The sequence below is a fragment of the Microlunatus endophyticus genome (assembly GCF_014646195.1).
Lineage (GTDB): Bacteria > Actinomycetota > Actinomycetes > Propionibacteriales > Propionibacteriaceae > Microlunatus > Microlunatus endophyticus.
Genome location: NZ_BMMZ01000002.1, coordinates 606,832 through 631,463, shown reverse-complemented (window position 1 = coordinate 631,463; position 24,632 = coordinate 606,832). Strand labels below are relative to the sequence as shown.

At 66.1% G+C, this 24,632-nt stretch carries 26 protein-coding genes, 1 tRNA gene and 2 pseudogenes; 18 read left to right on the top strand and 11 right to left on the bottom strand.

The genetic code is table 11. The features are described 5' to 3' along the window. Window positions 1–39 precede the first annotated feature (39 nt). Window positions 40–660 carry a maleylpyruvate isomerase family mycothiol-dependent enzyme gene (locus IEY07_RS06615; protein WP_188894343.1) on the top strand — a complete coding sequence of 207 codons (621 nt, stop codon included), beginning with the start codon at window positions 40–42 and terminating at the stop codon, window positions 658–660. Between the two features lie 138 nt (window positions 661–798). On the opposite strand, the gene IEY07_RS06610 is transcribed toward IEY07_RS06615, so the two are convergent. The 4 genes and pseudogenes from IEY07_RS06610 to ykgO form a co-directional block, all read right to left on the bottom strand. Continuing rightward, window positions 799–1,749: an aldo/keto reductase gene (locus tag IEY07_RS06610; RefSeq protein WP_188894342.1), complete on the bottom strand. Its 951-nt coding sequence runs from the start codon at window positions 1,747–1,749 to the stop codon at window positions 799–801. A 204-nt stretch (window positions 1,750–1,953) separates the two neighbouring features. Next, window positions 1,954–2,964, bottom strand: coding sequence for an arsenic resistance protein (locus IEY07_RS06605; protein WP_188894341.1), 1,011 nt, complete (start codon window positions 2,962–2,964; stop codon window positions 1,954–1,956). Beyond that, window positions 2,958–4,144: pseudogene (locus IEY07_RS06600) on the bottom strand (NAD(P)/FAD-dependent oxidoreductase). The gene IEY07_RS06605 and the pseudogene IEY07_RS06600 overlap by 7 nt, the downstream one beginning before the upstream one ends. After that, complete coding sequence (gene ykgO / locus IEY07_RS06595; RefSeq protein ID WP_188894340.1) at window positions 4,141–4,263, bottom strand: type B 50S ribosomal protein L36; 123 nt, start codon at window positions 4,261–4,263, stop codon at window positions 4,141–4,143. The pseudogene IEY07_RS06600 and the gene ykgO overlap by 4 nt, the downstream one beginning before the upstream one ends. An 83-nt stretch (window positions 4,264–4,346) precedes the next feature. Here ykgO and IEY07_RS06590 point away from each other — a divergent pair, with 83 nt between their 5' ends. The 7 genes from IEY07_RS06590 to IEY07_RS06560 all read left to right on the top strand — a co-directional run bounded on the left by IEY07_RS06590 (window position 4,347) and on the right by IEY07_RS06560 (window position 10,812). Further along, window positions 4,347–5,498, top strand: a complete 1,152-nt coding sequence (locus IEY07_RS06590; RefSeq protein ID WP_188894339.1) for a GTP-binding protein — start codon at window positions 4,347–4,349, stop codon at window positions 5,496–5,498. A 75-nt stretch (window positions 5,499–5,573) separates the two neighbouring features. Then, window positions 5,574–5,993: a Fur family transcriptional regulator gene (locus tag IEY07_RS06585; protein WP_188894338.1), complete on the top strand. Its 420-nt coding sequence runs from the start codon at window positions 5,574–5,576 to the stop codon at window positions 5,991–5,993. Window positions 5,994–6,006: 13 nt separating this feature from the next. After that, window positions 6,007–7,017: a CobW family GTP-binding protein gene (locus IEY07_RS06580; protein ID WP_188894337.1), complete on the top strand. Its 1,011-nt coding sequence runs from the start codon at window positions 6,007–6,009 to the stop codon at window positions 7,015–7,017. Window positions 7,018–7,297: 280 nt separating this feature from the next. Beyond that, complete coding sequence (locus IEY07_RS06575; RefSeq protein ID WP_229669775.1) at window positions 7,298–8,152, top strand: metal ABC transporter solute-binding protein, Zn/Mn family; 855 nt, start codon at window positions 7,298–7,300, stop codon at window positions 8,150–8,152. Next, window positions 8,149–9,018, top strand: a complete 870-nt coding sequence (locus IEY07_RS06570; RefSeq protein ID WP_229669774.1) for a metal ABC transporter ATP-binding protein — start codon at window positions 8,149–8,151, stop codon at window positions 9,016–9,018. Before IEY07_RS06575 ends, IEY07_RS06570 begins: the two co-directional genes overlap by 4 nt. 10 nt (window positions 9,019–9,028) lie before the next feature. Continuing rightward, window positions 9,029–9,949: a metal ABC transporter permease gene (locus IEY07_RS06565; RefSeq protein ID WP_229669773.1), complete on the top strand. Its 921-nt coding sequence runs from the start codon at window positions 9,029–9,031 to the stop codon at window positions 9,947–9,949. Further along, window positions 9,949–10,812, top strand: a complete 864-nt coding sequence (locus IEY07_RS06560; RefSeq protein ID WP_188894335.1) for a metal ABC transporter permease — start codon at window positions 9,949–9,951, stop codon at window positions 10,810–10,812. The genes IEY07_RS06565 and IEY07_RS06560 overlap by 1 nt, the downstream gene beginning before the upstream one ends. 19 nt (window positions 10,813–10,831) lie before the next feature. Here IEY07_RS06560 and IEY07_RS06555 read toward each other — a convergent pair whose 3' ends face one another. Then, window positions 10,832–11,275, bottom strand: a complete 444-nt coding sequence (locus tag IEY07_RS06555; protein WP_188894334.1) for a Fur family transcriptional regulator — start codon at window positions 11,273–11,275, stop codon at window positions 10,832–10,834. Between the two features lie 51 nt (window positions 11,276–11,326). Next, the gene (locus IEY07_RS06550) at window positions 11,327–11,599 is read right to left on the bottom strand and encodes an HU family DNA-binding protein (RefSeq protein WP_188894333.1); all 273 of its coding nucleotides are present in this window, start codon (window positions 11,597–11,599) and stop codon (window positions 11,327–11,329) included. Between the two features lie 236 nt (window positions 11,600–11,835). On the opposite strand from IEY07_RS06550, the gene IEY07_RS06545 reads away from it, so the two are divergent. Continuing rightward, window positions 11,836–12,120: a DUF1490 family protein gene (locus tag IEY07_RS06545; RefSeq protein ID WP_188894332.1), complete on the top strand. Its 285-nt coding sequence runs from the start codon at window positions 11,836–11,838 to the stop codon at window positions 12,118–12,120. A gap of 15 nt (window positions 12,121–12,135) precedes the next feature. Next, window positions 12,136–14,352 (top strand): heavy metal translocating P-type ATPase, encoded by a 2,217-nt coding sequence (locus IEY07_RS06540; RefSeq protein WP_188894331.1) that lies wholly within the window; start codon window positions 12,136–12,138, stop codon window positions 14,350–14,352. A 127-nt stretch (window positions 14,353–14,479) separates the two neighbouring features. On the opposite strand, the gene IEY07_RS06535 is transcribed toward IEY07_RS06540, so the two are convergent. Continuing rightward, window positions 14,480–14,947, bottom strand: coding sequence for an SIP domain-containing protein (locus IEY07_RS06535; RefSeq protein ID WP_188894330.1), 468 nt, complete (start codon window positions 14,945–14,947; stop codon window positions 14,480–14,482). A 106-nt stretch (window positions 14,948–15,053) separates the two neighbouring features. Between IEY07_RS06535 and IEY07_RS06530 the strand changes: the two genes are divergently transcribed. The 4 genes from IEY07_RS06530 to IEY07_RS06515 all read left to right on the top strand — a co-directional run bounded on the left by IEY07_RS06530 (window position 15,054) and on the right by IEY07_RS06515 (window position 19,592). Then, window positions 15,054–16,091 (top strand): ABC transporter substrate-binding protein, encoded by a 1,038-nt coding sequence (locus tag IEY07_RS06530; RefSeq protein ID WP_188894329.1) that lies wholly within the window; start codon window positions 15,054–15,056, stop codon window positions 16,089–16,091. 229 nt (window positions 16,092–16,320) lie between these two features. After that, the gene (locus IEY07_RS06525; protein ID WP_188894328.1) at window positions 16,321–17,196 is read left to right on the top strand and encodes an ATP-binding cassette domain-containing protein; all 876 of its coding nucleotides are present in this window, start codon (window positions 16,321–16,323) and stop codon (window positions 17,194–17,196) included. A gap of 217 nt (window positions 17,197–17,413) precedes the next feature. Next, on the top strand, window positions 17,414–18,403 hold the full coding sequence (locus IEY07_RS06520; RefSeq protein ID WP_188894327.1) for an ABC transporter substrate-binding protein: 990 nt from the start codon (window positions 17,414–17,416) through the stop codon (window positions 18,401–18,403). A gap of 145 nt (window positions 18,404–18,548) precedes the next feature. Then, entirely contained in the window at window positions 18,549–19,592 is a 1,044-nt protein-coding gene (locus IEY07_RS06515; RefSeq protein WP_188894326.1) for an ABC transporter substrate-binding protein, read from the top strand. A 7-nt stretch (window positions 19,593–19,599) separates the two neighbouring features. Here the strand turns inward: IEY07_RS06515 and IEY07_RS06510 are convergent, their stop codons facing one another. Then, window positions 19,600–20,322, bottom strand: coding sequence for a metal-dependent transcriptional regulator (locus IEY07_RS06510; RefSeq protein WP_229669772.1), 723 nt, complete (start codon window positions 20,320–20,322; stop codon window positions 19,600–19,602). 100 nt (window positions 20,323–20,422) lie between these two features. Between IEY07_RS06510 and IEY07_RS06505 the strand changes: the two genes are divergently transcribed. Continuing rightward, window positions 20,423–20,863 (top strand): SIP domain-containing protein, encoded by a 441-nt coding sequence (locus tag IEY07_RS06505; RefSeq protein ID WP_188894325.1) that lies wholly within the window; start codon window positions 20,423–20,425, stop codon window positions 20,861–20,863. 41 nt (window positions 20,864–20,904) lie between these two features. On the opposite strand, the gene IEY07_RS06500 is transcribed toward IEY07_RS06505, so the two are convergent. After that, complete coding sequence (locus tag IEY07_RS06500) at window positions 20,905–21,960, bottom strand: ABC transporter substrate-binding protein (RefSeq protein ID WP_188894324.1); 1,056 nt, start codon at window positions 21,958–21,960, stop codon at window positions 20,905–20,907. A 392-nt stretch (window positions 21,961–22,352) separates the two neighbouring features. On the opposite strand from IEY07_RS06500, the gene IEY07_RS24040 reads away from it, so the two are divergent. The 3 genes from IEY07_RS24040 to IEY07_RS06490 all read left to right on the top strand — a co-directional run bounded on the left by IEY07_RS24040 (window position 22,353) and on the right by IEY07_RS06490 (window position 23,547). After that, entirely contained in the window at window positions 22,353–22,610 is a 258-nt protein-coding gene (locus IEY07_RS24040) for a hypothetical protein (RefSeq protein WP_229669771.1), read from the top strand. 169 nt (window positions 22,611–22,779) lie between these two features. After that, a complete protein-coding gene (locus IEY07_RS24035; protein WP_229669770.1) occupies window positions 22,780–22,950 on the top strand; it encodes a hypothetical protein in 171 nt (56 codons plus the stop codon). Between the two features lie 102 nt (window positions 22,951–23,052). After that, window positions 23,053–23,547 (top strand): Dps family protein, encoded by a 495-nt coding sequence (locus IEY07_RS06490; RefSeq protein ID WP_188894323.1) that lies wholly within the window; start codon window positions 23,053–23,055, stop codon window positions 23,545–23,547. A 69-nt stretch (window positions 23,548–23,616) separates the two neighbouring features. On the opposite strand, the pseudogene IEY07_RS24650 reads toward IEY07_RS06490, so the two are convergent. Beyond that, window positions 23,617–23,763, bottom strand: a pseudogene (locus IEY07_RS24650) (hypothetical protein); the annotation flags it as partial. A 707-nt stretch (window positions 23,764–24,470) separates the two neighbouring features. Then, window positions 24,471–24,547, bottom strand: a tRNA-Met gene (locus IEY07_RS06485). Window positions 24,548–24,632: the final 85 nt, after the last annotated feature.

The following is a 24,632-nucleotide window of genomic DNA, read 5'->3' as shown; positions in this document are numbered from 1 at the left end:
CCTGCTCCGGCGTGACCGGTGGGCCGTTACGGTGATGCCGTGGCTCCTCCGTTTGCTGAGGTCGCGGCGACGCATCAGCGGTTCCTGCGCCTCATTCCTAGCCTGTCCGACTCCGAGATTGCCGCCGCGTCGCGGCTGCCAGGGTGGACTCGTGGTCATGTGCTGGCGCATCTGACTGATGCAGCCCGTGCTCGAGCGCGGCTGATCGAGCATGAGCTGCGGGGTGAGCACGTGGAGATGTGGGCCCCGGGTGAACGTAATCGGATCATCGAGGAGACCGCTGGCCGGACTGCCAGCCAGCACGAGCAGGCGTTCGCGGAATCGGCGATGAACCTGGAGCGGGTGTGGTCAACCGTTCAGGACTGGGACGCTTACGAGACGACGGTGTTCACCCGGTGGCGTGAACTCCTGGTCCATCTTGTCGATCTTGATGTCGGTGTGGAGCGCACGGAGTGGGAGGACTCGTTCGTGATCCACGTGCGCGATCTGTTCAGCCGGCGGCTGCCGGACGGTTCCGCGATCCTGGCCGGCGACCTGAGCCGTCGATGGGGCACTGGGACGGTGGTCGCCGCTGGTGGTGGGCGTGATCTTGCTGCCTGGTTGCTCGGTCGCGAGTCACCTGTGGTTGGCCCCGAACTTGGTGGATGGCCGACGTACTAGAAGGGCATGGTTCTGGTTGACGCTACTGCCCGTAGCGGATTCCGCTGGCGGTGACGATGCTTGATCGCGATCTTGATGCTCGCCAGGGAACCTTTTGCGGCGATCTCGGCGGCTGCGATCACCGGAGGATGAGGATGGTTAGGCCGCGCTCGATGATAGGGCCGTCAGCTTTGTGGCGATCTCGGTCGGGAGGGTGAGGCTCTCGCTTTCGAGGTTGGCTACCAGTTGTTCGTTGGTGCGTGCTCCGATGATGGGCGCTGTCACGCCTGGCCGGTCACGGACCCAGGAGAGAGCGACGTTTGCTGGGCTGGTCCCGAGTTCGTTGGCGGCGTCAGTGACGGCGTCAACGATCTGATCGGATGGGCCGCCGATCAGCGGGTTCACGAAGTCTTTCCACTGCGGGGTGTCGGCGCGGGATCCTTCGGGGGTTCCGGAGCGGTATTTGCCGGTGAGTACGCCTCGTCCGAGCGGGGACCAGGCGAGGATCCCAACGCCGAGGAAGTCGGCTGCGTCGACGAGTTCGTTTTCCGGTTCTCGTTTGAGCAGTGAGTATTCGACTTGGTTGGAGATGATTGGGGGCTGTCGGGTCAGTGATTGCCGGGTCGCGGCGAAGGTGAGTTGCCAGGCTCGGTAGTTCGAGACGCCGACGTAGCGGACCTTGCCGGAGGCGACGGCTGTGTCGAGTGCTGCCAAGGTCTCCTCGGCCGGGACAGCGGTCCCTCCGTAGGCATGTATTTGCCAAAGGTCCAGGTAGTCGACACGTAACCGTCGCAGTGACGCGTCCAGGGCCGATAGGAGGTGGCCTCGTGATCGGCCCTCGCCCATCGGACCGGGCTTGGTCCGGCCGAATGCCTTGGTCGCCAGGACGAAACTATCCCGGTCGTATGAGCTCAGTATCTCCCCGAGGATCGACTCGCTCCGGGTTGCGGCGTACACGTCGGCAGTGTCGATTAATGTGCCGCCGGCGTCGAAGAACGTGCGGATCTGTTGGGCAGCATCTTCTGCGGGGGTCTGTTCGCCGAAGGTCCAGGTACCTAGTGCGAGTCGTCCAACGACGAGGCCGCTTCGGCCGAACGGGCGGGTCAGCATTCTCGTAGCGTAAACAGTGACGTCTGGCTGACAGCGCGCGGGTGGCCGATGATTGATCGTCGGGAACTGCCCGGTGATGGGACGATCCCTCTGCGGATGCTTCCGACAGCGATGCTTGTCAATCCGGCTGGGTCGAGCCTGCTGCGCATCCCCCACATATTGGCCCGAACGTCGTAAATCTACTAATGAGAAGAATTCTTATTATCAAATCATACGGCGAACCACTACGCGATGTACAGACCCGCGCCGGCGGAGCAGTGTGCTGACGGCCACCAGATGGGGAAACTCGATGAGCATGCCGATCACGATCGCCGCGTAGGTCAGCGGCTCGCCCGGGATGGCCACTGTGGTGATTGCAAGCATCAGTGGGGCGTTGCGGGCAGACGTCGTCATCGTCAGCAGAACCTGGTCGCCGCGGTCGAGCCGGCAAGCCCGACCGACGAGTTCCCCGATGAAGAAGATGATCACGAAGAAGCTGAAGACCGCCACCAGGCACCAGATGAAGATCCGAAAATGAGCCAGGATCGTCTGGGCGTTGGCCCCGAAGATCTCGATGATCAGCGCCGTGATCACCCAGGGCACCAGCCTCCCCGCGCGACGCGTCAGTCGCGCCTGCAGGGAAGCCGAGGTGGAAGCCGCGACCATGCGGCCCAGTCGGGCGGCGACGAACGGCAGAGCGAACCAGATCAGCACCGTGAATCCGACATCCGGGACTCTGCCGGAGCGATGTCCGAAGAAGATCGACAACATCAGCGGATAGGCGGCCAGTTGGGTGACCATGTTGATCGGCAGCAATACCGATCCGGCGACGATGTTGCCGCCGGCGATCCGTGTGAAGCCGAGGAACCAGTCCGTGCACGGCGCCGCGAAATAGATGAAGAGCCCGAGCATGGCAGCAAGCTCACGTCCGACGAAGGTGCTTGAGATCACGTACGCCAGGACCGGCACCAGCCCGAAGTTGACTGACCATGCGGGGCCGACGACCCGCCAGGCGCGCAGCGCTCCACGCAGATCCAGCCGGGCCTCGAAGAAAAGTGCGGTCACCAATAGGAGCACGGTCGGGGGCAGCAGCCTGCCGGCCTGCTGGCCGAGCCCAGGCAGCAGAATGCCGATGCCACTCCCGACCACGACCGCCGCCGCGAGCAGCGGGGCGATCCGGCCCGGCAGCAACTCCTCCCGGGCCGGATCGCGATCAGTTGGTCCTGTACTCAGCATGCACAACTGACGCCGCAGCAGCCGAGATCCTCGGTCCACATCCCCGCCGCCCGCCAGAAGTCCAACCCGCTGATGTCCCGACCGAAGCGTTCCCCGACCGTCTTGGCGATCTGTGCATAGCGCTGACGGAACTTGTAGACAAAGCAGAACCGGAGATCGACGTGCCGCACGCTCGGCCCGCTGAGGAAGAGCCCCGGTGTGCTGGTGGACTCGTCGTCATCGGTCAGCACCGGCCAACCGTCAGGACGCTTGGCGAAGTACGGGGCTACCGGGCCGAGTCCGGGACCGAATCCGGTCGCGAGCACCGGCCGCAGATCGGATCGGTAACGCGTCCCCGAGGTCGTGCTGACGACGTGCCCATCGCCGTCGGGAGCCACCACCGCCACCCGACCGGTACTCAGCTTCAGCCGGCCCGTCCCCAGAGCCGTTGCCAGTCGGCTTCTGGTGCGCGGGGAAAGTAGATAGGACGGATCCGAACCTGCGCCTCGGCCTGCTTCTGCCTTCCACGGGTGGCCGGGATCGATCACGGTCACTCGGTTGCCCAATGCCACGTGGTGGCAGGCGATGTCCATACCGGACTCGTAGCCGCCGATGACCACCAGCCGGCCTGGTTGGTCCGGTGGCCTCCAGGCGTCGGGATACTTGTTGTGGATGGCGAACTCGGCTCCGGCGATGCGCGTGGCTGCGGGATCGGCGAATTCGCCACCTGCCCAGACCAGGCACCGGGCGCGGATCGGGCCCGGTCGGTGTCGACTCGGAATGCATGATCGTCAGGTCGCACCGTAAGGACCTCGGTTCCCGACGACACCTGGATCCCGAAGTGTTCGGTCACCGCGCTCAGATACCGGGCGTATGCGAGCCCGTCCGGATAGTCGACACCGAGAGAGAACGCCGGCGACGTGTCAGGGTGGACCGCATTCAGGTCCGTGGCCCCGAATCCGTTGCCGGTGAAGGATGGTGTGAGAAACCGTTGATCATGTGGCCAGTCGATGAATGTCTGGCCGATCTCACCGCGCTCGACGATTCCGGTCGTCAAGTTGGGTATCGATGCCAGAGCCAGCGCAGTTCCGATACCTGCTGGGCCAGCTCCGACCACCAGACAGTCGAGACTTCGCGGCAGCCGACGGGCCCGTGGTCGAGGCCGTCGCACCGATGATCTGCTGGGCGCGGCTGCCCTCATCCCTGGCGCGCCTTCAAGCGGGGATCGCGCTTGTTGATCACGAACATCCGACCGCGACGCCTGACGACTTGCGCGCCCGGCCTGTTCTTGAGCGTCCTGAGTGAGTTGCGGACCTTCATGGAGCACCTCCTGTAGTTGTGATACTAATGAGAAATATTCTCAATAGCATAATCATTCCCGAATGCCAGGGACAGGAGTGCTCATGTCGCCAGATGACCTGCGGCCAGATTTCGCGGCCACCGGACAGCGCGACGGCCCGTCGCCGGTGATCACGATCTGTGCGCTGACCGATGCCCTCCGGGTCGCAGCCACGGGCAGCCTGCTGATCGATCTGCCGACAGGCGTCCAGCTCAGCTATCAGGTACTGATCGAGCAGGCCTTGTTGCGGCGGACCGTCTCGGACATCACCGGAGTCGTCGACGACGTGCTGGTGCCGATGCGGCACGACTGTGTCTGCTGCAGTCTGGCCGATGAGATCGTCCCGACGTTGAGACACTGGGGCGAACGCGGCCGTCCGATCCTGCTGTCGCTCCCGCCGGCCGTCGAACCTGCCGAGATCGTGAAGGCTCTCGTTGACGCGGCGTCGGCTGAGCCGGAGCTGCTCCGGATCGCCCAGGTCGTGGTCGCGATCGACAGCCAGTCGCTGGAGGACGATCTGTTCGGCGATGACCTCCTGGTGGAACGGGGGCTCAGCCATGGCGAGCTGGATCGGCGCGCTGTTGGTGAGTGCCTGGTGCACCAGATCGAGTTCGCCGACCGGATCGTCTTCGAGACCGCGGCGCCACCACGCGTCGCGACTGCCCTCGACCACCTGGTCGGCGGCCGGGCCAGCTGGACCGAGTTGCACCGGACCGACGGCACCAAGCTGCTGGAGCCGCGAGCGATCGACGACGATCTCAGGATCGCCGGTGGTTGCGGCGACCTGGAAGGCTTCTGGCGCGGCAATCCGTCGTTCGCGATGGCAACCGGTGCTCCCGATCGGCTGGGGATCTGGTCGGTCGAGTTGCAGTCGGACCGGCCGTTCTCCCCGTACCGGCTGCAGGTCGAACTCGGACGGCTCGGTGCCGGCAGACTGCGCGGCCGAGGACGGTTCTGGCTGCCGACCCGGCCCGGGCTGCGCTGCGCGTGGGACGGTGCCGGTGGCCAGTTGAGCATTGGGCCGGCGGGACGATGGACCGGACCACCCGAGACCTATCTGGTGATCACCGGCATCGACGGTGACCCGCGCGAGGTACGGAACGCGTTCGAGCGAGCATTGCTGACCGATGAGGAGCTGATGCTGGGGGAGACGGCCTGGCAGCTCGGCGACGACGGCCTCGACCCATGGCTGGGGGAGCGGGCGCGGCTGTGGTGAGCGTCCCCAGCGATCTTGCGACGCGACCCGGTGCGGCACGATCGGCGGGTAGGCTCTGCTGCTGGAGGTGGAAGGATGGCGCCGCGCCGCAGGAACACACAGCAACGAGCCCTGATCGAGGCCGAACTGGCCGACTGCAGGGGCTTCGTCAGCGCCCAGGAGTTGCACGCCCGGCTCCGTCAGGGCGGCAATCCGGTCGGTCTCGCGACGGTCTACCGCAATCTCAACGACCTCGCGGAATCCGGTGCCGCCGACACGATCCAGATGAGCGGGGCAGAGCAGCTGTACCGCTCATGCAGCGACGAACACCACCATCACCTGGTCTGCGTGGACTGCGGGACGACGATCGAGATCGGTCCCGAACACGAGGAGTGGGTGGAGTCCATCGCCCGCCGCAAGCGCTTCACCCTGATCAGCCACACGATCGAGATCTTCGGTCGCTGCCCGGATTGCCGGCGCAAGCTGCGGGAGCAGGAGTTGGCTGCCGCCAACTGAAGCCGGCCGGCCGGTGAGACCTCCCGTCCCGGTCGTCACCTTGGCCGGCTGTCTCGGTGCCGGCAAGACGACACTGCTCAATCACCTGCTTCGGCACTCCGACGCCCGGATCGGCGTCGTCGTCAACGACTTCGGAGCGCTGAACGTCGATGCCGGGCTGGTCCGTGGACAGATCGACGATCCGGCCTCGATCGCCGGAGGTTGCCTGTGCTGCCTGCCCGACAGCGGCGACCTCGACGCGGCACTGTCGCGGCTGTCCGTGCCGCGGCTCGCGTTGGATGTCATCGTCATCGAGGCCAGCGGAATCGCCGAGCCGACGGCACTGGCCCGGTTGGTGCGCAGTACGGCCGTCGGTGCCGTCCGGCCGGCGGGGATCGTCGAGGTCGTCGACTTGACCGCCTGTGAGCGCACGCTCGGCAGCACCGGCCCGCACCGATTCGCAGCCGACTCGCTGGTGGTGCTGAACAAGATCGATCTGCTGGCCCCCGCAGAGCGTCGCGCGGCGATCGAGCGGGTCACTTCGGCGGTCCGGGCGGTCAACGCTTCCGTCCCGATCATCGAAACTACACAGGGGGCGTTGGATCCTCTGGTTCTCTTCGAACCACGGATACGGGATGTGGTCACCCGCCAGGATGAACTCCCGCGCAGCGAAAGCGTCGTCCACCGTCATCCGCCGGCGAGGTCCGTCGCAGTCGAGTCGGCCGGTGTCGTCGATCCGTCGGCGCTGGTCGACCTGCTCGAGAATCCTCCTGACGGTGCGTACCGGATCAAGGGTGTCGTGACCGTCGCAGGCGACGGGTCGCTGAGCCGGCGGCGCTACGTGATCAATCGTGTCGGACGGGCGATCCATGTCGCACCGGCACCCGGGCGGCGGGCCGTCAGCCGGCAGTCGCTCAGCCAGATCGTGGCTATCGGTTTCGGTTGGGACGAACCAGAGGTCCGTCGGCGACTCGACCAGGCGCTGCTTGGCGGAGGTCCGGCAGCGCCGAAAGGCGTCGAGCGCTTGCAGCGTTACTGCAGCTGAGACCGGTGTCTTAATGGGAGCGATTCCTGATATCGTTACTTCTCGATAGTGAAAGTCAGTGTCAACAAGACAGTGTCAACACGAACGTGGAATGGATGCATTGATGACTGCACACAACGGGCGGACGCGCGGCGCCGGGATCGTGGCGCTGATCGCCGGGGCTGCCCTATTGGCTGCCTGTAGCAACTCGAACACCACGACGACTTCGGGGGCCTCCTCCGCACCGTCGTCGGATCCGCCCTCCGCTCCGGCAAGCAGCGCCGCTGCTCCCAATGCACCCGTGTCCAGCACGCCGACCGGCACGGCTGACAAGATCATCGCCGTCGGTGCTGAGAACGAGTATGCAAATGTGATCAGCCAGATCGGCGGCCAGTATGTCGAAGTGACGTCGATCATGAGCAATCCGAACACCGATCCGCACACCTTCGAAGCCTCGGCGAATGTCGCCAAGACCGTGCAGGCCGCCTCGTTGGTCGTGCAGAACGGAATCGGCTACGACGACTTCATGAACAAGATCGAGAAGGCCTCGCCGAACGCGGACCGGAAGGTGATCGACGTGCAGAAGTTGCGTGGTCTGCCGGACAACACCCCGAACCCGCACCTGTGGTACGACCCGAAGACGATGCCCGCCGTCGCGAAGGAGCTGGTGGGTGACCTGTCGGCACTGCAGCCGGCCCATGCGTCGTACTTCCACGACCAGCAGACGAAGTTCCTGGCTTCGATGAAGACCTGGACTGATGCCATGGAGACATTCAAGAAACAGTACGGCGGGACCGGGGTTGCGGTCACAGAGCCGGTTGCGGACTATTTGATCGATGCGTCCGGCCTGGACAACAAGACACCGTGGAGCATGCAGGCGGCGATCATGAACGACACCGATCCTGCACCCCAGGACATCGCCACCCAGGACTCGCTCTTCAAGAACAAGTCGGTCAAGGTGTTCCTGTACAACCAGCAGGTGACCGACGACATCACCACGAAGTTCCTCGGTCAAGCGCATTCGGCCGGCGTTCCGGTGGTCGGGGTGTACGAGACGATGCCCACGGACGGCTACACCTACCAGTCGTGGATGCTGGCCGAGTTGACAGCGATCAAGAAGGCGATCGCCAACGGCACTTCGACCGAGAAGCTGTGACGCAGAGCGTGGTCGACGACGTCGCGAGGAGAGCCTGCGGGTCGGAGGCTCTCCTGAGTGTCAGCGGCGTCGACGTACGACTCGGCGGACGGACGATCCTCGATCAGGTGGGATTCGAGGTCAGGCCGGGTGAGTTCACCGGCCTGATCGGATCCAACGGCGCCGGCAAGACCACGCTGTTGCGCGTCATCCTCGGCCTGCAACGTCCGACGAGGGGAAGCGTACGGCTGACGCGCACCGGTCGCGGTCGCAGCGGAATCGGTTACGTCCCCCAGAAGGTGCTCCTCGAGCCCGATGTCCCGCTGCGTGCTCGCGATGTCGTGGGTCTGGGAATGGACGGACATCGCTTCGGGATCGGGCTGCCGTCACGGCGGCGGCGGCTGCTCGTCGACGAGATGTTGGCTGCGGTCGATGCATCGCGCTTCGCCAATGCCCGGGTGGGTGAGCTCTCCGGTGGCGAACAGCAACGGATCCTGATCGCTCATGCGCTGGTCAGCAGGCCGGATCTGCTGCTGCTGGACGAACCGCTGGCCAACCTCGACCTGGGCAGTGCCCACGAGGTCGTCGGACTGCTGGCCCGGATCGCCCGCGAACAGCAGATTGCGATCCTGCTCTCGGCGCACGAGATGAATCCGCTGCTACCGGTGATGGATCGGATCGTCTATCTCGCCGGAGGGCGCGCAGCATCCGGCACGACCGAGGAAGTGATCACCACCCCGGTGCTGAGCCGCCTCTACGGACACCGGGTGGATGTGATCCACGTCCACGGCCGGGTGCTGGTGGTCGTCGGCGACAGCGAGACCGCCGGCGATTCCGTCGGCGACATCGGTCGCGAAATCAACAGCGACGTCGACGTGGTGGGATGACGGAGCCTCGATGCTGGAGCACATCTTCCAACCCGGCTTCTTCGCCAGTGACGAGGTCCAGACCGCACTGATGGTGGGCGGCGTGGTCGCCGTGGTCTCCGCGATCGTCGGGGTATTCACCGTCCTGCGCGGCCAGTCGTTCGCCGGGCACTCCCTGGCCGATATCGGTACAACGGGCGGATCGGGTGCCTTCCTGGTGAACGTGTCACCGCTGTTCGGCTTCCTGCTCTTCACCCTGACCGGTGCCGGTGCGATGGAGTTGATCGGGATTCGGCGAGCTCGCGGACGTGACCTGGCGACCGGGATCGTGCTGGGCGTCAGCCTGGGGATCTCGGCGCTGTTCCTGTATCTGGACACGACGATCGACAACACCAGCGGGGCGGTGATGACCGTGCTGTTCGGGTCGATCTTCACGATCAGTCCGTCGACGCTGCGACCGGTGGTGATCTTCGCGGTGATCAGTCTGATCCTGATGGCGCTGCTCTACCGGCCGCTGTTGTTGACCGGGCTGGACCCCGATATCGCAGCAGCCCGGGGAGTACCCGTCCGCCTGGTCGGATTGGGCTTCCTGGCGGCTCTGGCGATCGCGGTCGGGCTGTCAGCGATTGCCATCGGTTCGATCCTGTCCACCGCGCTGCTGATCGGTCCGGCCGCGACCGCCGTCCGGCTGACCCGGCGACCGGGCGTCGCGATGCTGCTGGCCAGCGGTCTCGGCCTGGCCGCCGTATGGCTCGGGGTGCTGCTGTCCTACGACAGTTACGACTGGCCGCCGGCACACCACGGCTGGCCGGTCAGCTTCCTTGTGGTCGCGCTGGTGTTCGTCGCGTTCCTCGCGACGGAGGTCGGATCGGGAATCCGCCGCGGGATGCGCGAGCGGAACCGGACGAGCGCCAGTGTCGGCAGTGATCTTCCCGAGGCGGTGAGGAGCTGATGTTCAGCGGGTTCATGATCGACACCTGGCTGGCAGCCAGCATGGTTGCGATCGTTGCCGGGGTGGTGGGCTTCTTCGTCGTCCTGCGCGGCAGCGCATTCGCCGCCCACGCAATCCCCCAGGGCGCCTTCGCCGGCGCCGCCGGCGCCGACCTGATCGGCGTCAACCCGCTGCTCGGCCTGGGGGTGTTCGCCGTCGCGTCGGCGCTGGGGATCGGCTCGCTCAGCCGCCGAGGTCGCCACGACGTGGTCGCCGCGCTGGTCCTGGTTCTGTTGCTGGGGCTCGGATCCTTGTTCGTCAGCTGGAACACCGAATACGGATCGGAGCTCTTCGCGCTGCTGTTCGGCGAGGTTCTCGGGGTCAACAACAGCCAGCTGCCGCCGACCATGATCCTGGCCGCGGTCAGCCTGATCGCGATCGGCGTACTGTTCCGACCGCTGCTGCTTGCCTCCACGGTGCCGGATGTAGCCGCCGCCCGTGGTCTCTCGGTCGGACGGGTCGATCTGGCCTTCCTGGTCGTTGTCGCACTCGCGACGACGATGACCCTGCCGGTTGTCGGTGCGTTGTTGATCTTCAGCCTGATGATCGGGCCGCCGGCCGCGGCGCGGTCGATCGTCGCCCGGCCGCTCGCAGGCATCGGGTTGTCCGTGGGCATCTCGCTGCTCACGTTGTGGATCTCGATCGCGGCCGCATACCACTGGAACCTGCCGGTCGGTTTCCTGGTCGGCACGTTGTCGGGCGTTGCCTATGGCGTGGGTCGTGGCTGGACCTGGGCAAGGCGACGGTCACGGCCGACCACGAGCTCTGGACCGGCCCCAGCGGAATCCGGACGGCTCCGTCTCACCGACGGTCTCCGGGACTGAGGCCTCGTGCAAAGATCGGTCAGGCCGTCTCGGCGGTGCAGGTGGCACAGATGCCGAAGATCTCCACGGTGTGGTCGACATCGGTGTAGCCCAGTTGCTGTGCGGTCTGGTCCGCCCATCGCTCCACTGCGCGGCCCTCGACCTCTGCTGCCTGGCCGCAACGGCGGCACACGAGATGATGATGGTGGCCGCGGGTGCCGGGATCGCCGCAGAACCGGTAGGTCGCTTCACCGTCGGATCGATGGATCGTGTCCAGGGTGCCGTCCTCGGCCCAGGACTGCAGATGTCGGTACACGGTCGACAGTCCGATCCGGTGGCCTTCGGTGCGCAAGCGGGCGTAGAGGTCCTGGGCGCTGAGGAAACGGTCCTGGCGCTCGAGGATGGAGCGGATGGTCCGGCCCTGGGTGGTGGCTCTGTGCTTTCTCGCTCGGCCAGGAAGTCCTGTACCGTCGTCGATGGGCATTGCCCCATTGTAGCGGGAATCATTATCGCTACGATGGGTCCAGGTCTGTGGTCAGCGGGCCGCTGACTTCAGCCGCGATCCCGGCCGGACCCGTACGGTCCTGCTGGCCGGGATCTCCAACGGCTTGCCGGTTCGCGGACTGCGGCCGGTTCGGGCGGCGCGGTCGACGACATCGACCGTGAGCATGCCTGGCCAGCGCAGCTCACCGCTGGCTCCGACCAGCGAGATCAGCTCCTCGGCGAGCGCATCGAGTATCGAGTCGACGGTCGCTCTGTCGGTGCCGGTCCGGCTGGCGATGGCCCTGGCCAGGTCGCTGCGGTTCATGGGTTCTCCTGCTCGGTCTGAGCGACAGGCCCGGCCCGTCGCATCGAGGATGTAAATCTATCTCTAACGAGAACTATTATCACGTAACCGCAAGGTCGCGTCGGAACGACAAGTGGTCGATCGGATGCTCTTAGAGGATGAGCGGTCCTGTTGCGAACGAGAATCGTTCCTGGATAGTGTCATCCCGTCGTCGCCCGTGAACGAGGTGCGGCCGGCTCGAGTGAACGGAGCGATTGATGGTGACATGGCGGGGAATCACCCGGAAGACTGCGAGCACGGTGGCGACAGGAGTCGTCGGGGTGGCGGTCGTTTCGGCGGCGCGGAAGTGGCTCGGTCCCCGGTTGGGCCGGCATACGCTCGTGGGTGCGACGACCTGGGGTCTTCGCGGTGTCCGGGCGGCCGAGACCGGCGCCGAGAACGCCCGGCTCTTCGGTGCCGATGTGCTGGCCGAGGCCCGGCAGAATCTCGGCGAGACGGCTCCGCCGCCGGGATTCGAGCCATCCCATGACCACGAGCACTGACCGCGAGCAGTGATCATGGCCGACGCTGATGGGAAGTACCTGCCGGTACCTTTCCGGGTCTGCTCCGATGCGGCCGGGCGGATCCGGATGGTGGTGCCCGGATTGCGCGGATCGGTGGCGCGGGCGGTCGCGATCGAGGCCGCCCTCGACGCGGTTACCGGGGTGATCACCTCGCTTGCCTATCCTCGCACCGGATCTGTCGTGATCTGGGTGCGCCGGCACGACGACCGCGCGGACCCGGTCGCTGGGACGTCCGAGGTTCGCAGCCGGATCGCCGGGGCGATCGACAAGGGGTTGGCGACCCGCTGGGATGCACCCGCCGACCGTCGTCCGCGTTCGGCCGATGGCTCTGGCGGAGACCTGGCTCGGATCGTCGTCGGTGGCGTGGCTCTGGCTCTGCTGGGTTGGCGCCGGTACGGGATGCGCCGGCCTTTGCTTTTGGGCCCGGCGAGTCGCACCGTCGCCACGGGTGTGACCATCTTCACCGGTTACCCGTTCCTGCGCGGCGCACTGCGTGCGCTTGCCGGCCGCCGATCATCGGGCACCGACGCGTTGGTGTCGGCAGCGACGATCGCGAGCTTGGTGCTACGGGAGAATGTCGTCGCCCTGACGGTGCTCTGGCTGCTCAACATCGGGGAATACCTGCAGGACCTGACATTGCGCAGGACCAGGCGGGCGATCCGGGACCTGCTGACCGGTGCCCAGACCGAGACCTGGCTCCGCGATGACGACGGGATCGAGCGGCTGGTCGACATCGCAACGCTGGCGGTCGGCGATCAGGTCGTGGTCCACGAGCATGTCGCTGTGCCCGTGGACGGGATCGTCGTCGACGGGGAAGGACTCCTGGACCAGTCCGCGCTGACCGGGGAGAACATTCCGGTCACCGTGTCCGTCGGCCAGCAGGTCAATGCTGGCTCGGTACTGGTCCGGGGGCGGGTCGTCATACGTGCCGAGGCGGTCGGCACCCATACGGCAGTCGGACGGATCCTTGCGCGCGTCGAGGAGGCGCAGCAGGATCGAGCGCCGATCCAGACCATCGGGGAGAGTTTCTCCCGCCGATTCGTGCCGTTCTCCTTCGCACTGGCCGGTGCGACCTTGGTGGTCACCGGAGACGTAAGGCGGGCGATGACCATGTTGTTGGTGGCGTGCCCGTGCGCCGTCGGCTTGTCGACCCCGACGGCGATCTCCGCGACGATCGGCAACGGCGCACGGCGCGGGATCCTGATCAAGGGAGGATCGCATCTGGAGGCCGCCGGATCGGTGGACGCAGTGGTGTTCGACAAGACTGGCACGCTAACCGTTGGCAGGCCTGTCGTGACCAATGTGGTGTCGTTCGCCCCCGACTGGGAGCCGGAGCAGATCCTCGCCTACGTCGCCAGCTCGGAGATTCACTCCCGCCATCCGTTGGCCCAAGCGGTGATCCGATCGACTGAGGAGCGGCGCATCGCGATCCCAGCGCATGAGGAATGTGAGGTGCTGCTCGGACTGGGAATGCGTACCCAGGCCGACGGCCGAACGCTGCTGCTCGGAAGTCCCGGGCTGCTGCACTCCGAAGGGGTGCCGCTGAGCCCGGACGCCGAGGACTGGACCGAGCGTCTGCAGCATGCGGCAGAAACCCCGCTGCTGCTGGCCGTCGACGGTCGGCTCGTCGGCCTGGTCAGTCTGCGAGACGAACCACGCCCCGAGGCGGCCGCCGTCGTCGCAGCACTGCGAGCCTCCGGTGTGCGGCGGGTCGTGATGCTGACCGGCGACCATCCCCGGACAGCAGCTGCCGTCGCCGCCGTGGTCGGCATCACCGAATGGCGCGCCCAGGTGATGCCGGAGTCCAAGCTCGCCATCGTTCGCGAGTTGCAGGCCGAGGGGTACACCGTTGCAGTGGTCGGCGACGGCACCAACGACGCCCCGGCCCTGGCGCGAGCGGATATCGGCATCGCGATGGGCGTCTCCGGCACCGACGTGGCAGTCGAGACCGCAGACGTCGCACTGGCCGGCGACGACCTGACCAAGCTCCTCGCGCTCCGAGATCTCAGCAGGCGAGCCGTGCGCGTCATCCGGCAGAACTACGGGATGTCCATCGCCGTCAACGCGGCCGGCCTGCTGGTCAGTGCCGGTGGGGCACTCTCGCCGGTCCTGGCCGCAATCCTGCACAACGCTTCATCGTTGGCCGTCGTCGCCAACAGCTCGAGGACGACGCGGTACGAGCCGGTGCCAGTAGTCCCGTCAGGGGCGTGAGTTTCTCCAAGTGAGCACCTCGACGGGGTCGTGCCTGGTCGCCGGAGCTGCGGACGTCAAAGGATCGATCCGGGTTCAGCGCCGCGATCTGCTCATAGCTCGGTTCCAGAGTCTGGATGATGGTCGGTTATGAGCCGTGGACCTCGCGGACGGGGGTCGGATCGCTGATCAACGGCGTCGACTGCTCGAAGTAGCTCGGGTCCGGCTGATCCGTGGTGGCCGCGGCCGGGATCGTGGCGAAGGTCGCGTCGGGGAAATAGGACAGCTCCTCGGCGATCCGATGGCAGGCATGCTGTCCGACCCATATCACCGGTCGCAGTGCATCGCCCGGCTCGCCCACCATCCACTCGGCGGCCCATGCCGCGAGTACGGCCGGCAGTCGGCGATCGGCGGCGACGTGGTCCCCGGGCAGCCAGTTGGTCGAGATCCGCGCCGGGCAGGCGAACGCGTCGGGATGTGCGGGGGCCGTTCCCATGATGAAGATCTGGCCGTAAGCGTCCGCGGGAAGACCGCGCACCAGGCAGGTGATGTCGTTGAGGTCCTCGGCCGTGCCGATGATGCACACATGCATGGACGGCCCGCGACGTCGGCTCATGAACTTTAGATTAGCCTACCCTAAGCGAGTCATTCAATCTCGCCATAGTTAGGATAGCCTATCCTTGTCTTGGGTGCCCGGGCATGTACCGAGAGGTGAATGACGGATGGTTGTTGATCCTGGAACCGGCGGAGCGCCGGCCCGAACCTGGGGCCGGCGCGGGATGCTGCTCGGCGGCCTCGGTGTCACCGCAAGCCTGATCGCGGCCTGCGGCACCGATACGGATGCGGCAGGTCCCAGCGGTTCGCCGTCGACGGCCAGGTCGTTGTTCCCGGTGACGGTGCCGGGCAAGGAAGGCTCGGTGACGGTGAAGACCCAGCCGTCGCGGGTGGTCGCGGCGGGTTATCTGCGCGACACCGATCTCGCTCTGGCTCTCGATGTCCCGCTGGTCGGTGCGGCCAAGAACTCGGCCTTCGCGTCCGGGCTCGCGCCGTGGCAGAAGCCGTCCGACAGCCCGGAGCTCTTCGACACGACCAACGGCTTGCCGCTGGAGAAGATCGCCGGCCTGCGCCCGGACCTGATCATGGCCTCGGACGATTACACGCTCATCAAGGATTGGGCCAACCTGGCCAAGATCGCGCCGACCCTGAGCTATCTCAGCGGGGTCGGAGCCGACTCGTGGCAGACGATGACCACCCGCGCCGGAACGGTACTCGGCAAGCCTGACCAGGCCCAGCAGTTGATCAAGAAGACCCATGATGCGATCGCGTCGGCCAAGAAGAGCAATCCGCAGCTGGCCGGAAAGACCTACACGTTCGGGCCGGTCAGCAGTCTGGACTCCCTGTTCACGATCAACGACGACAGCGATGCCAGCGCCCAGTTCTTCGATCAGCTGGGCATGAGGCTGTCGCCGGAGGTCACCTCGCTGCCGACATCGTCCACGCCCCGCCGTGCACAGCTCTCGATGGAACGGATCGGCCTGCTGGACGCGGACGTGTTGATCCTGGCCTTCCCTGATCTGGCAGTCCGCGAGCAACTCGAGGCGGAGCCGTTGTTCAAGAAGCTCAAGGCGGTCCAGCGCGGCTCCTATGTCGCTTTTGACATGGCGGCCGCGGTGGCTGTCGCATTCCCCTCTGTGCTGAGCATCCCGTACGGCCTGCAGGTGACGGTGCCCAAGCTGGTCGCCGCCGCCTCCAAGGTCTGAGCTGCGGAGACTGCGGTGAGCACCTCCGGACGGCCGCAGGACCCCGCGGCCGTGATCTTGGCGAGCTGCAGAGCCCGGTCCTGGTCACCGTCACCGTGGGCCGCCATCCTGCAGGCCCTGGCTGCTGCGCTCTCGGTGACCCCGGTGGTGATCCTGGTCGAGATGGGTCGGCGCCTGCTCCAGGGCTCCGCTTCGGTCTGGCCGTTGGTTCGGGCAGCTCGGTGTTCAGGTGGCCTTCACGGCACTGGTCGCGACCAGGGCCGCGCTGGTGACCGGACAGCAGCTGACAGCGGCGCGGACGATCCCGCTGGTGGTCCCGGGCATCGCCATGTTGCTTCCGCTGGAAGCGATCGTCGGTACCAGCACCGCGCTCAGTGCCTGGCAGGCGTCCCAGCAGCGCGTCCGGTCGGTGCTCGACGCTCCGCGACTCCCCGAACCGGACCGGACCGGGATCGTGGCGCCTCGGATCGCCGACCATCGGATCGACTTCGACGACGTCTGTTTTGGCTATCCCGGTCGGGGGCCGCTGCTGCGGGGTGTTGACCTTGAGATCGTGGCCGCCGGTACGACAGCGCTGGTCGGCGTCTCCGGATCAGGGAAGACGACGCTGACCAAGCTGATCGCCCGATTCCACGACGGCGACTCCGGCGCCGTCCGGATCGGCGGGGTCGACGTCCGTGATCCCACCGCGTGCGAGGTGCTGGACCAGGTGTCGGTGGTCTTCCAGGACGTCTTCCTCCTCGACACCACGATCGAGGAGAACATCCGGGTCGGGAATCCGCCGGGGAGCGCCAGCGCGTTGCCATCGCACGGGCGCTGTGCAAAGACGCCCGATCGTTCTTCTCGACGAGGCGACCGCCTCGCTGGACACCGAGAACGGTGCGGCCGTGCAGGCCGTGATCGCGGAACTGGCCCGCGATCGTACGTGCTGATCATCGCTCATCGCCTCGAGACGGTGGCTGCCGCTGACCGGATCGCCGTCCTCCACAGCGGGCGCATCATCGAATCGGGCACGCACACCGAGCTGCTGGGCGCGGCCGGCCGGTACGCCGAATTCTGGAACCAGCGGCACCGCGCGGACGGCTCGCGCTTGAGCAACCGTTGAGCTGCCTTTTCGTCGGGCTCGTGACATCGCGGCGGATAGGCGACAAGACTTGGCGTCGGGGCTCGTTGCGCCGCTGGACGCCGGCCTCCTAGCCTTAGTTAGGCAAGGCTGACCTAACCGTCCCTCCTCCTGCGGTGTACCAGCCTGCCCGGAGCCGCGGTCCCGCACCGATCTTCCGATCAGCGCAACTTCACCCTGAACATGTCAAGGAGCACTTGTGAGTCTGTCCGCACGCCTCGGTCCCGGGGACATCGTCGACGAGTTGACCAGACGTCGGCTCCTGGGCGCGGGTTTGGGTGCAGTGTCCCTGGCCGGGCTGGCAGCCTGTGGCAACGACAGCCGCACCGCCACCGCACCGAAGTCGCTCGCGGCGCCGACAACACGCCAGGTCGAGGCCGACAACGGCACCGTGACGGCGCCGTCACAGGCCAAGCGGGTGGTGGCGCTCGACACCTGGACACTCAACTCCTGTCTCGACGTCGGAGCGCATCTCGTCGGGACCACTGAAGGGGCGGCCGCCTTCGTGCCGCCGCAGTTTCGTGCCCGGGCCAAGGCGGTCCCGGTTGTTGCGGCGAGCGGCACTCCCGACCTGGAGAAGATCGCCGCAGCACAGCCGGACTTGATCATGACGATCTTCCTGGACAAGAAGGTATTGCCCAAGCTGAGCGCGATCGCCCCCGTCGTCGCCCATCAGAACACCGACTTCGCCTCGACCGAGAGCTACTTCGCGACCGCCCTCGGCCGGCCTGATCAACTCGCCGCTGCCAAGCGGAGCTATGGGAACCGGATCGCCGACATCCGGTCCAGCTATCGCAAACAGCTGGTTGAGCTGAAGTGGTCGATCGTCTCCGCCCTGTCGACCAGCAATGCCTACGTCTACCACCAGCTGTCGACCGGCGGAAAGGTCCTGGTCGATCTCGGCGCGCACTGGTCGAGCGCGGATGTTCCCGGTAAGGATCCGGTGGACGACGGGACGGTCGTCTCCTTCGAGAATCTCGACCGGCTCGCAGATGCCGACATCATCCTGAACAACTCCAGCGGGGTCGCCGGCACCCAACAGGCGCTCACGGCAGACCCGGTCGTACGCAGCCTGCCGGCCACCAAGGCGGGTCATCTGTACGCGACCACCGTCGCCTATCCGCAGAGCTACGGCCAGGCGGCCCAGATGCTCGACCTGGTCGAACGCATCCTCCAACAGTTCGCCTGAGCCCGTCGATTCTCGGGGCCAATCAGTAGGACGGGCCATCATGACCTCTGCACTTTTGCACTCGGACGTCGATCGGGAGTTCGTGCGCAAGGCGCCCGACAGCCCTACTCCCGCCGCACATCGACACGTCACGAAAGAGCCCACGATGACTACCACGACCACCAATTCCACCCTGTTCGAGATCGACATCGAGAGCCGTTTCGCCGCGATCGTCGACCAACTCACGCGCCGCGGTTTCCTCGCCGGCGGGATCACCGCGGCCGGCATCCTCGGTCTGGCCGCCTGCGGCAGTTCCGCTGCCGACGATCCGGCATCCGCGGCACCGACCCGGACGATCGAGGCGCCACTGGGAGCGAGCCTGGTCGTGCCGTCGGAGCCGAAGCGGGTTGTTGCGCTCGGTGCGTCGATCAGCAATCTGTGCGAGCTCGGCGTACCGGTCGTCGGCACCTGGACCAACGCCGAGAATGCGGTTCCGGCGGCATACAAAGCTGCGGTGGCGAAGTTGCCGAAGGTGCAGGCCGCCGATGGCACCATCGACGTCGAGGCCATTGCAGCGCTGCGTCCTGACCTGATCTTCGTCTGGTCGGGCGTATCCGCTCTCGAACGGATCGAGAAGATCGCCCCGACCTTCGTCTACGACAGTTCCAGCAGCATCACCTGGCAGCAGCGGGCCCAGCAGACTGCCTACGCCGTCGACAAGATCAATGCCTTCGACGTCGCCCGGAAGGCCTACCGTGCAGAGGTCGCGCGGATCCGCACTGCCTACGCCGCCCAGCTCGCGAACAACCACTGGTACGTCGTGACGCCATGGGACGACGCGAACTTCCAGCTCGAGGCAGTGTCGACGCCTGGTCCTGCGGCCCTCAAAGAACTCGGCGCACGCTTCGGCAAGCAGCAGAAGCACGCCGACACCGCCGCCAACGGTGGCAGCAAACTGTCGATGGAACTCATCACGGACCTGTCCGATGCCGATGCGATGATCTTCGACGACAACGGCTACGGGTCGACCGACGGCACGCTGATCAGCGCCAACGGTCGACATCTGATCAGCCAGCCGGCGTGGAAGAGGCTGCCTGCCGTCACGTCCGGCGCCATGACGGTATACAACGCCTTCAACATCGACAATTTCACCAGCGGCACTGCCTACTTGCACGCCATCGAGGCACTCTGCAAGAAACTGAAGGGCTGACCGGCCGTCACGCGTCAGCCGTCAGGGGAGCGGGGACCTCGGCCATCGCGAACAGGTGCACGGCCAACTCGTACGGCAACTCCAGGTCGAAATCGTCGCAGGCCCGGCGCAGGGTCACCCAGTGGCCATCGGCCGCGGAGATGGTGACTTCGGTGCCCGGAAGCAGGCCGTGCTGGCGCAGGCTGGCGAGGGCCGCGGTGTCGGCCTGCAACGGCTCGCCGATCCAGATGATCCTCGCCGTCAGCTTGTCGTCGAGGTCCGCGCCGAGGCGGGTCAGATTCTGTGGTCGGTCGGTCGACGTGGCGGGCCTGTCGGGATGCGGAGCGCGGACCGGGTTTCCGTACGGGGTCACCCTTGGGTGGCCCAGCAGTTCGTCCAGCCGGTCGGCGAGTTGATCACTCATTACGTGCTCCCAGCGGCACGCCTCCTCGTGCAGCAGTTCCCAGTCGAACCCGACGACCTGCTCCAGGAACACCTCCGCCAGCCGGTGTTTGCGCATCACGGATGCGGCCGTCCGCCGGCCGAGGTCGGTCAGGGTCAGATGCCGGTCGGCCTCGACCTCGACCAGGCCGTGCCGCTGCAGCCGCTCCACGGTCTGACTCACCGTCGGACTGGCCTGCTCGAAGCGCTCCACCAGCCGCGCCCGCATCGCGACGACGCCCTCCTCTTCCAGCTCGAGCATCGCCTTCAGATACATCTCGGCGGTGTTGACCAGATCGTCAACCGGCACGGTCTCCCCCTCCCGGCATCGTCGGCAGCTTCAGCGTCCAGGCCGGCCGCATGGCGGCTGCGGCTAGCGAATTGAGGTAAGCCTAACCTACACTCTAGGCGTGGGATCGCAGCACAGGAATCCGTGCCGATACGTCCTGATCGCCGGAGATGAGTACGACCTACCGGCGATACGGCGCCTGTTGGGCGGCCTGCCAGAGGACACCTATGGTCAGGTCTTCGTCGAAATCCTCACTGAACGGGTGCAGGAGTCGTTGCCGGCACCTGAGCGGGTGGCGGTCACGTGGCTGGTCCGGAGCAGGCGAGCGAGCCGTATCCCGCTGCTGCCGTTCGCCGACCGCGGCGAGCCGTTGGCCGCGGCACTGGCGGGCTGGGCCACCGAGTGGCTTGCCGGCGCCGATGAGCAGTCGGCCGAGCATCCTCTGATGTGGATCGGGGTCGCCGAGAGCGCTCATGTCGCAGCCGTCCAGGACCTGCTCCTCGGCCCGGTGTATGACCAGGTCCGATCACTCGATGATGCCCTTGACGATCGGTTCGGCTGAGACGGGTGGCAACGGCGGGTGGACTGCGGGATCGATGATCGTCAGGCCTCGTCGAGATTGGCAACCGGCCGTCCGGCGAGCGCGTTCGCAAGCTGCGGTACCAGTATGTCGAGGGCATAAAGCAGCGCTTGTGGCCCGTCATACGACAGCGCTGCACTGAGTCGCGAATCGAAGCCGGTGTAGAGAGTTCGGCCCTGGGTGACGACGGACAGTCGGGCGAAGGCCGGAGCGGCAAGCATCTGCCGCTTGGTGGCGCCTTCGACGAACAGGATGTCACGATCCAGCAGGTCGACCCGCTCGGCACTGACATCCTTACCGGTCGATTGTGCGGCGAATCCGAGGTCGTCGAAGAGCGCTCGTCTCGGGTCGCCGGCGGGCACCAGCCAGTGACCGCCATTCTCCGGCCCGTAGTCGACGACGAGCACCGTGCCGGCGAACTCGGGGTGTTCCTTCCTGGCGGTGTTGATCTTGGCCTCGACCCGGGCCAGCAGCGTCCTGGCCTCGGACTCCCGGCCGAGTGCCTTTCCTGTCAGCAGCAGTTCGTCCCGCCAGGGGATCGTGTCGGCGGGATACTTTGCCCCTTTGACGACTGTCGGAGCGATGGCGGACAGCTTCTGGTAGGTCGGACGATCGATGTCTTCGTACAGGGCCAGGATCACGTCCGGGTGCGTGGCCGCGAGCGCCTCGTAGTTGATCTCGGCCGAACCCGCTGTGTCAGCTACACCCTTGCCGCGGGTTGCCTGCTGCACCCAGGGCAGCCGGTTGTAGTTCTCGTACCAGCCGCGGGTCGTGACCGGGACGATTCCGAGGGCGAGGACGAAGTCCTGGTCGTTGTACCCGACCGTGGCAACCCGCTCGGGATGCCCGGGCACCTGGGTCGTGCCGTACTCATGGGAGATCATGACCGCTGCAGGAGACCGAGTGCCGGCCGGACGGTCACGGTCGCCGCAGCCGGCGAGACCGAAGAGGGCAGCACCGCCGAGGCCACCGACAAGCAGTCCGCGACGAGTGAGCTGGTCGACGATCTCGGCGAACTCGGCCTCGGTGTCGATGCCGGACCGAGCGTGATCCGCGGTCGTTTGTACGGCCAGGGGCATGTGGGTCTCCTTCGTCGGGAATTCCTCGAGCGCTTACCGGACGGCTCGTGTCTGGCACTCGAAGTCGATGAAGGTTAGCCTAGCCTTACTTTATCTGAGTAGAGATCGGCGGGGAGAATCGAGCCCCGAGGTTGATCTCGCCGACTCAAACCGGCGTCGTCATACGCGTGTGAAGTCTCGATAATCTTGGCTTTCGACATCACGACATTCGCCCGCGACTCCCGGCGACTGGCCTGGCAGGATCTTGACTTTTCGGCGTTCAGGACCGATCCGCTGCCGGCCCGTCCGCTCCGCTGTCTGCGCCATATGTGCGATATCGAGTTCCACACCGTCTGCTGTCTGCGAGACATGTTGATGACGCCGTCCCGGGTAGATGCGATGTCACCACCTTGATGACGATCCGGAACCGTGAGGCGTACAGGCGCAGCGAAGCGCTGGCCGCGGTCCCGGCCGAACACGGCATCACGGTCGACTTCGACGTGCTCAAGGAGACCCGGCTCAAGGCTGGATGGCCCGACAAGCCGGCACCGGTCCGCCAGGCGCTGGCCAGGATGCTGGTCGGCGCCGATTTCATCGCCGTGCATATGAGTTGGGATGCCGCCGACGAACGGTCAGCAACCGCCGCGGCCAACCGGCTCGTAGCGATGTAATCCCATCCGGTGCTCAGCCTGCTGGTGCGTCGGATCGCCCACCGGGAGACCCGGCACGTCGCGTTCTACGTCACCCAGGCGCGGCGCCGGCTGGAGCACAATCGCAAGGCCCAGTTGCTGACCCGGTAGGCCTTGCGCAGGTTCTCGGGGCCGGTCGGTTCGAGGCAAGATGGCTGACGAGGGGGCCGCCTACGTGATGGCCATCTGTTTCGCCGGCCCTGACGGCGCGGCCCAGGGCGATCGATTCGATGATCACATCGCGAAGCTGCCGGGAATGGCCGGCCTGATGATCGTCAGGGACGCCTTCGCCAGCCGCCGGATTGCACTGAAGACCGGATAGGGCAGCCTTCACTTCGTTGCGGAATCAGGGCCCGCGTCGCATCGTTACCAGTGACGAACGACATCGTCGGACCGAACGCATCAGGAGGAAGGAACCGTCACCATGACCACCTCAGCCAGCTCCACCACCACCTCGTCCACGTCGACAACCCCCGAACTCGCGGCCGGTGCCGCGCAGTTCCTCACCCCGGTTGTCATCGATCTGGAGGCGCTGGTAGTCAACGGCAAGCAGGCACACTGGCACGTGCGCGGCTCCAGCTTCATCGGCGTGCACGAGCTGCTCGACCAGGTTGTCGATCATGCTCAGGAATTCGCCGATCTTGCCGCTGAGCGAGTGATCGCGCTTGGCCTGCCGTTGGACGCCCGGGTATCCACCGTCGCGGAGAAGACCACCCTGCCTGCGCTGTCCGATCGCTTCCAGAACTGGGAGACGACTGTGGCCGAGGTCGTGGCCCAACTCGACGCTGCGCTCGTCACCGTCCGCGACGCGGTTGCCGGACTCGATGAGGTGGATCTCTCAAGTCAGGACGTTGCCATCGAGATCGAGCGCGGTCTGACCAAGGACCGTTGGCTGCTCCAGGCCCACATCGCGGCCTGACAGCAGTCCCGGCAACAGGTGCCGGCTGACAACGAGGAAGTCGCGCCGGAGGCGGCCGCTACCCGTCGGTCACGCGTGCGGCTCAGTCTTCGCCGTTTCGTGATCGGGGTGGTCGGCCTCGCCGGCGCGCCAATAGCCGCGGGTGGTGATCAGGGCGCTAGGTAACCCGCGTTCGCTGAGGAAGTGTCGCCTGAACTGCGGGACGGCGACCGCCTCGCAGCCGAAGTGAAGATCCGATCCGACGACCGGGAGCTTGACGTCCGACGTATCTCAGGAGAATCCGTTGTCGCGCGACGGCCGGCCGGACGAGCGGTACGGGCATCGCGGACACGGAGATAAGGGCCGAAGTGGGGGCGAGCACCGGCACGGCGGGATGCGGGGCCGTGGTACCCGGCCACGCCATCCCTGATCGACTTGCGCACAACGACGCCGCAGCGACTCCTATGGCGCGTTGCATCGCGAGCTCGACCAACTCCAGCTGGCCCTCCGGCAGATCACCACGGCCGCGGAGGCACCCAGGTCGAGCAGACGACGGTCCTGCTCCGCGGCGTCCGCCCGTCGCTGTAGCAACTTCTGGCGGACCAGGGCTGAGCCGGTTCGTCACGTCGACTAGGGAGAGGGCGATCAGCCCAGATTGTCTGGAAGGGGTGGCCATGGCGTGACAGAGAGCATCATCGATTGCACGGCATCGCCGGGTCCCGGTGGGCGAAAGTCCAGGATGCCCGCGCTGGATGCGAAGGCGTGGACCTTCCAGGTCGCGCTTTCGCAACGTCCGTGGAGTTTCGTCGCATCGATCGGCATGGACCGCCGACATCCACGAGAGAGGCGCGTTCATGGCTCGACGGGCGTTGCACAAATGGACACAATCCGCAAAGAAAGAGGCCCCTTGACTAGGAGTGTCACCTAGTCAAGAGGCCCTTTCGTGGTAGCGGGGAGAGGATTTGAACCTCTGACCTCTGGGTTATGAGCCCAGCGAGCTACCGAGCTGCTCCACCCCGCGTCGCGTTCAGTTAACTTACCCGACACCCCGTCGGGTTTCAAATCGCGCCACGGCAAGACTCCCGCTTCAGCTGATTCCAACCTCG

Excerpts from the sequence above, each read along its gene's own strand:
- IEY07_RS06610 (WP_188894342.1), bottom strand. The coding sequence starts at position 1,749 with ATGCTGACCCGCCCGTTCGGCCGAAGCGGCCTCGTCGTTGGACGACTC.
- IEY07_RS06605 (WP_188894341.1), bottom strand. The coding sequence starts at position 2,964 with ATGCTGAGTACAGGACCAACTGATCGCGATCCGGCCCGGGAGGAGTTG.
- ykgO (WP_188894340.1), bottom strand. The coding sequence starts at position 4,263 with ATGAAGGTCCGCAACTCACTCAGGACGCTCAAGAACAGGCCGGGCGCG.
- IEY07_RS06590 (WP_188894339.1), top strand. The coding sequence starts at position 4,347 with ATGTCGCCAGATGACCTGCGGCCAGATTTCGCGGCCACCGGACAGCGC.
- IEY07_RS06585 (WP_188894338.1), top strand. The coding sequence starts at position 5,574 with ATGGCGCCGCGCCGCAGGAACACACAGCAACGAGCCCTGATCGAGGCC.
- IEY07_RS06565 (WP_229669773.1), top strand. The coding sequence starts at position 9,029 with ATGCTGGAGCACATCTTCCAACCCGGCTTCTTCGCCAGTGACGAGGTC.
- IEY07_RS06560 (WP_188894335.1), top strand. The coding sequence starts at position 9,949 with ATGTTCAGCGGGTTCATGATCGACACCTGGCTGGCAGCCAGCATGGTT.
- IEY07_RS06555 (WP_188894334.1), bottom strand. The coding sequence starts at position 11,275 with ATGCCCATCGACGACGGTACAGGACTTCCTGGCCGAGCGAGAAAGCAC.
- IEY07_RS06550 (WP_188894333.1), bottom strand. The coding sequence starts at position 11,599 with ATGAACCGCAGCGACCTGGCCAGGGCCATCGCCAGCCGGACCGGCACC.
- IEY07_RS06545 (WP_188894332.1), top strand. The coding sequence starts at position 11,836 with ATGGTGACATGGCGGGGAATCACCCGGAAGACTGCGAGCACGGTGGCG.
- IEY07_RS06540 (WP_188894331.1), top strand. The coding sequence starts at position 12,136 with ATGGCCGACGCTGATGGGAAGTACCTGCCGGTACCTTTCCGGGTCTGC.
- IEY07_RS06535 (WP_188894330.1), bottom strand. The coding sequence starts at position 14,947 with ATGAGCCGACGTCGCGGGCCGTCCATGCATGTGTGCATCATCGGCACG.
- IEY07_RS06530 (WP_188894329.1), top strand. The coding sequence starts at position 15,054 with ATGGTTGTTGATCCTGGAACCGGCGGAGCGCCGGCCCGAACCTGGGGC.
- IEY07_RS06515 (WP_188894326.1), top strand. The coding sequence starts at position 18,549 with ATGACTACCACGACCACCAATTCCACCCTGTTCGAGATCGACATCGAG.
- IEY07_RS06500 (WP_188894324.1), bottom strand. The coding sequence starts at position 21,960 with ATGCCCCTGGCCGTACAAACGACCGCGGATCACGCTCGGTCCGGCATC.
- IEY07_RS24040 (WP_229669771.1), top strand. The coding sequence starts at position 22,353 with ATGACGATCCGGAACCGTGAGGCGTACAGGCGCAGCGAAGCGCTGGCC.
- IEY07_RS24035 (WP_229669770.1), top strand. The coding sequence starts at position 22,780 with ATGGCTGACGAGGGGGCCGCCTACGTGATGGCCATCTGTTTCGCCGGC.
- IEY07_RS06490 (WP_188894323.1), top strand. The coding sequence starts at position 23,053 with ATGACCACCTCAGCCAGCTCCACCACCACCTCGTCCACGTCGACAACC.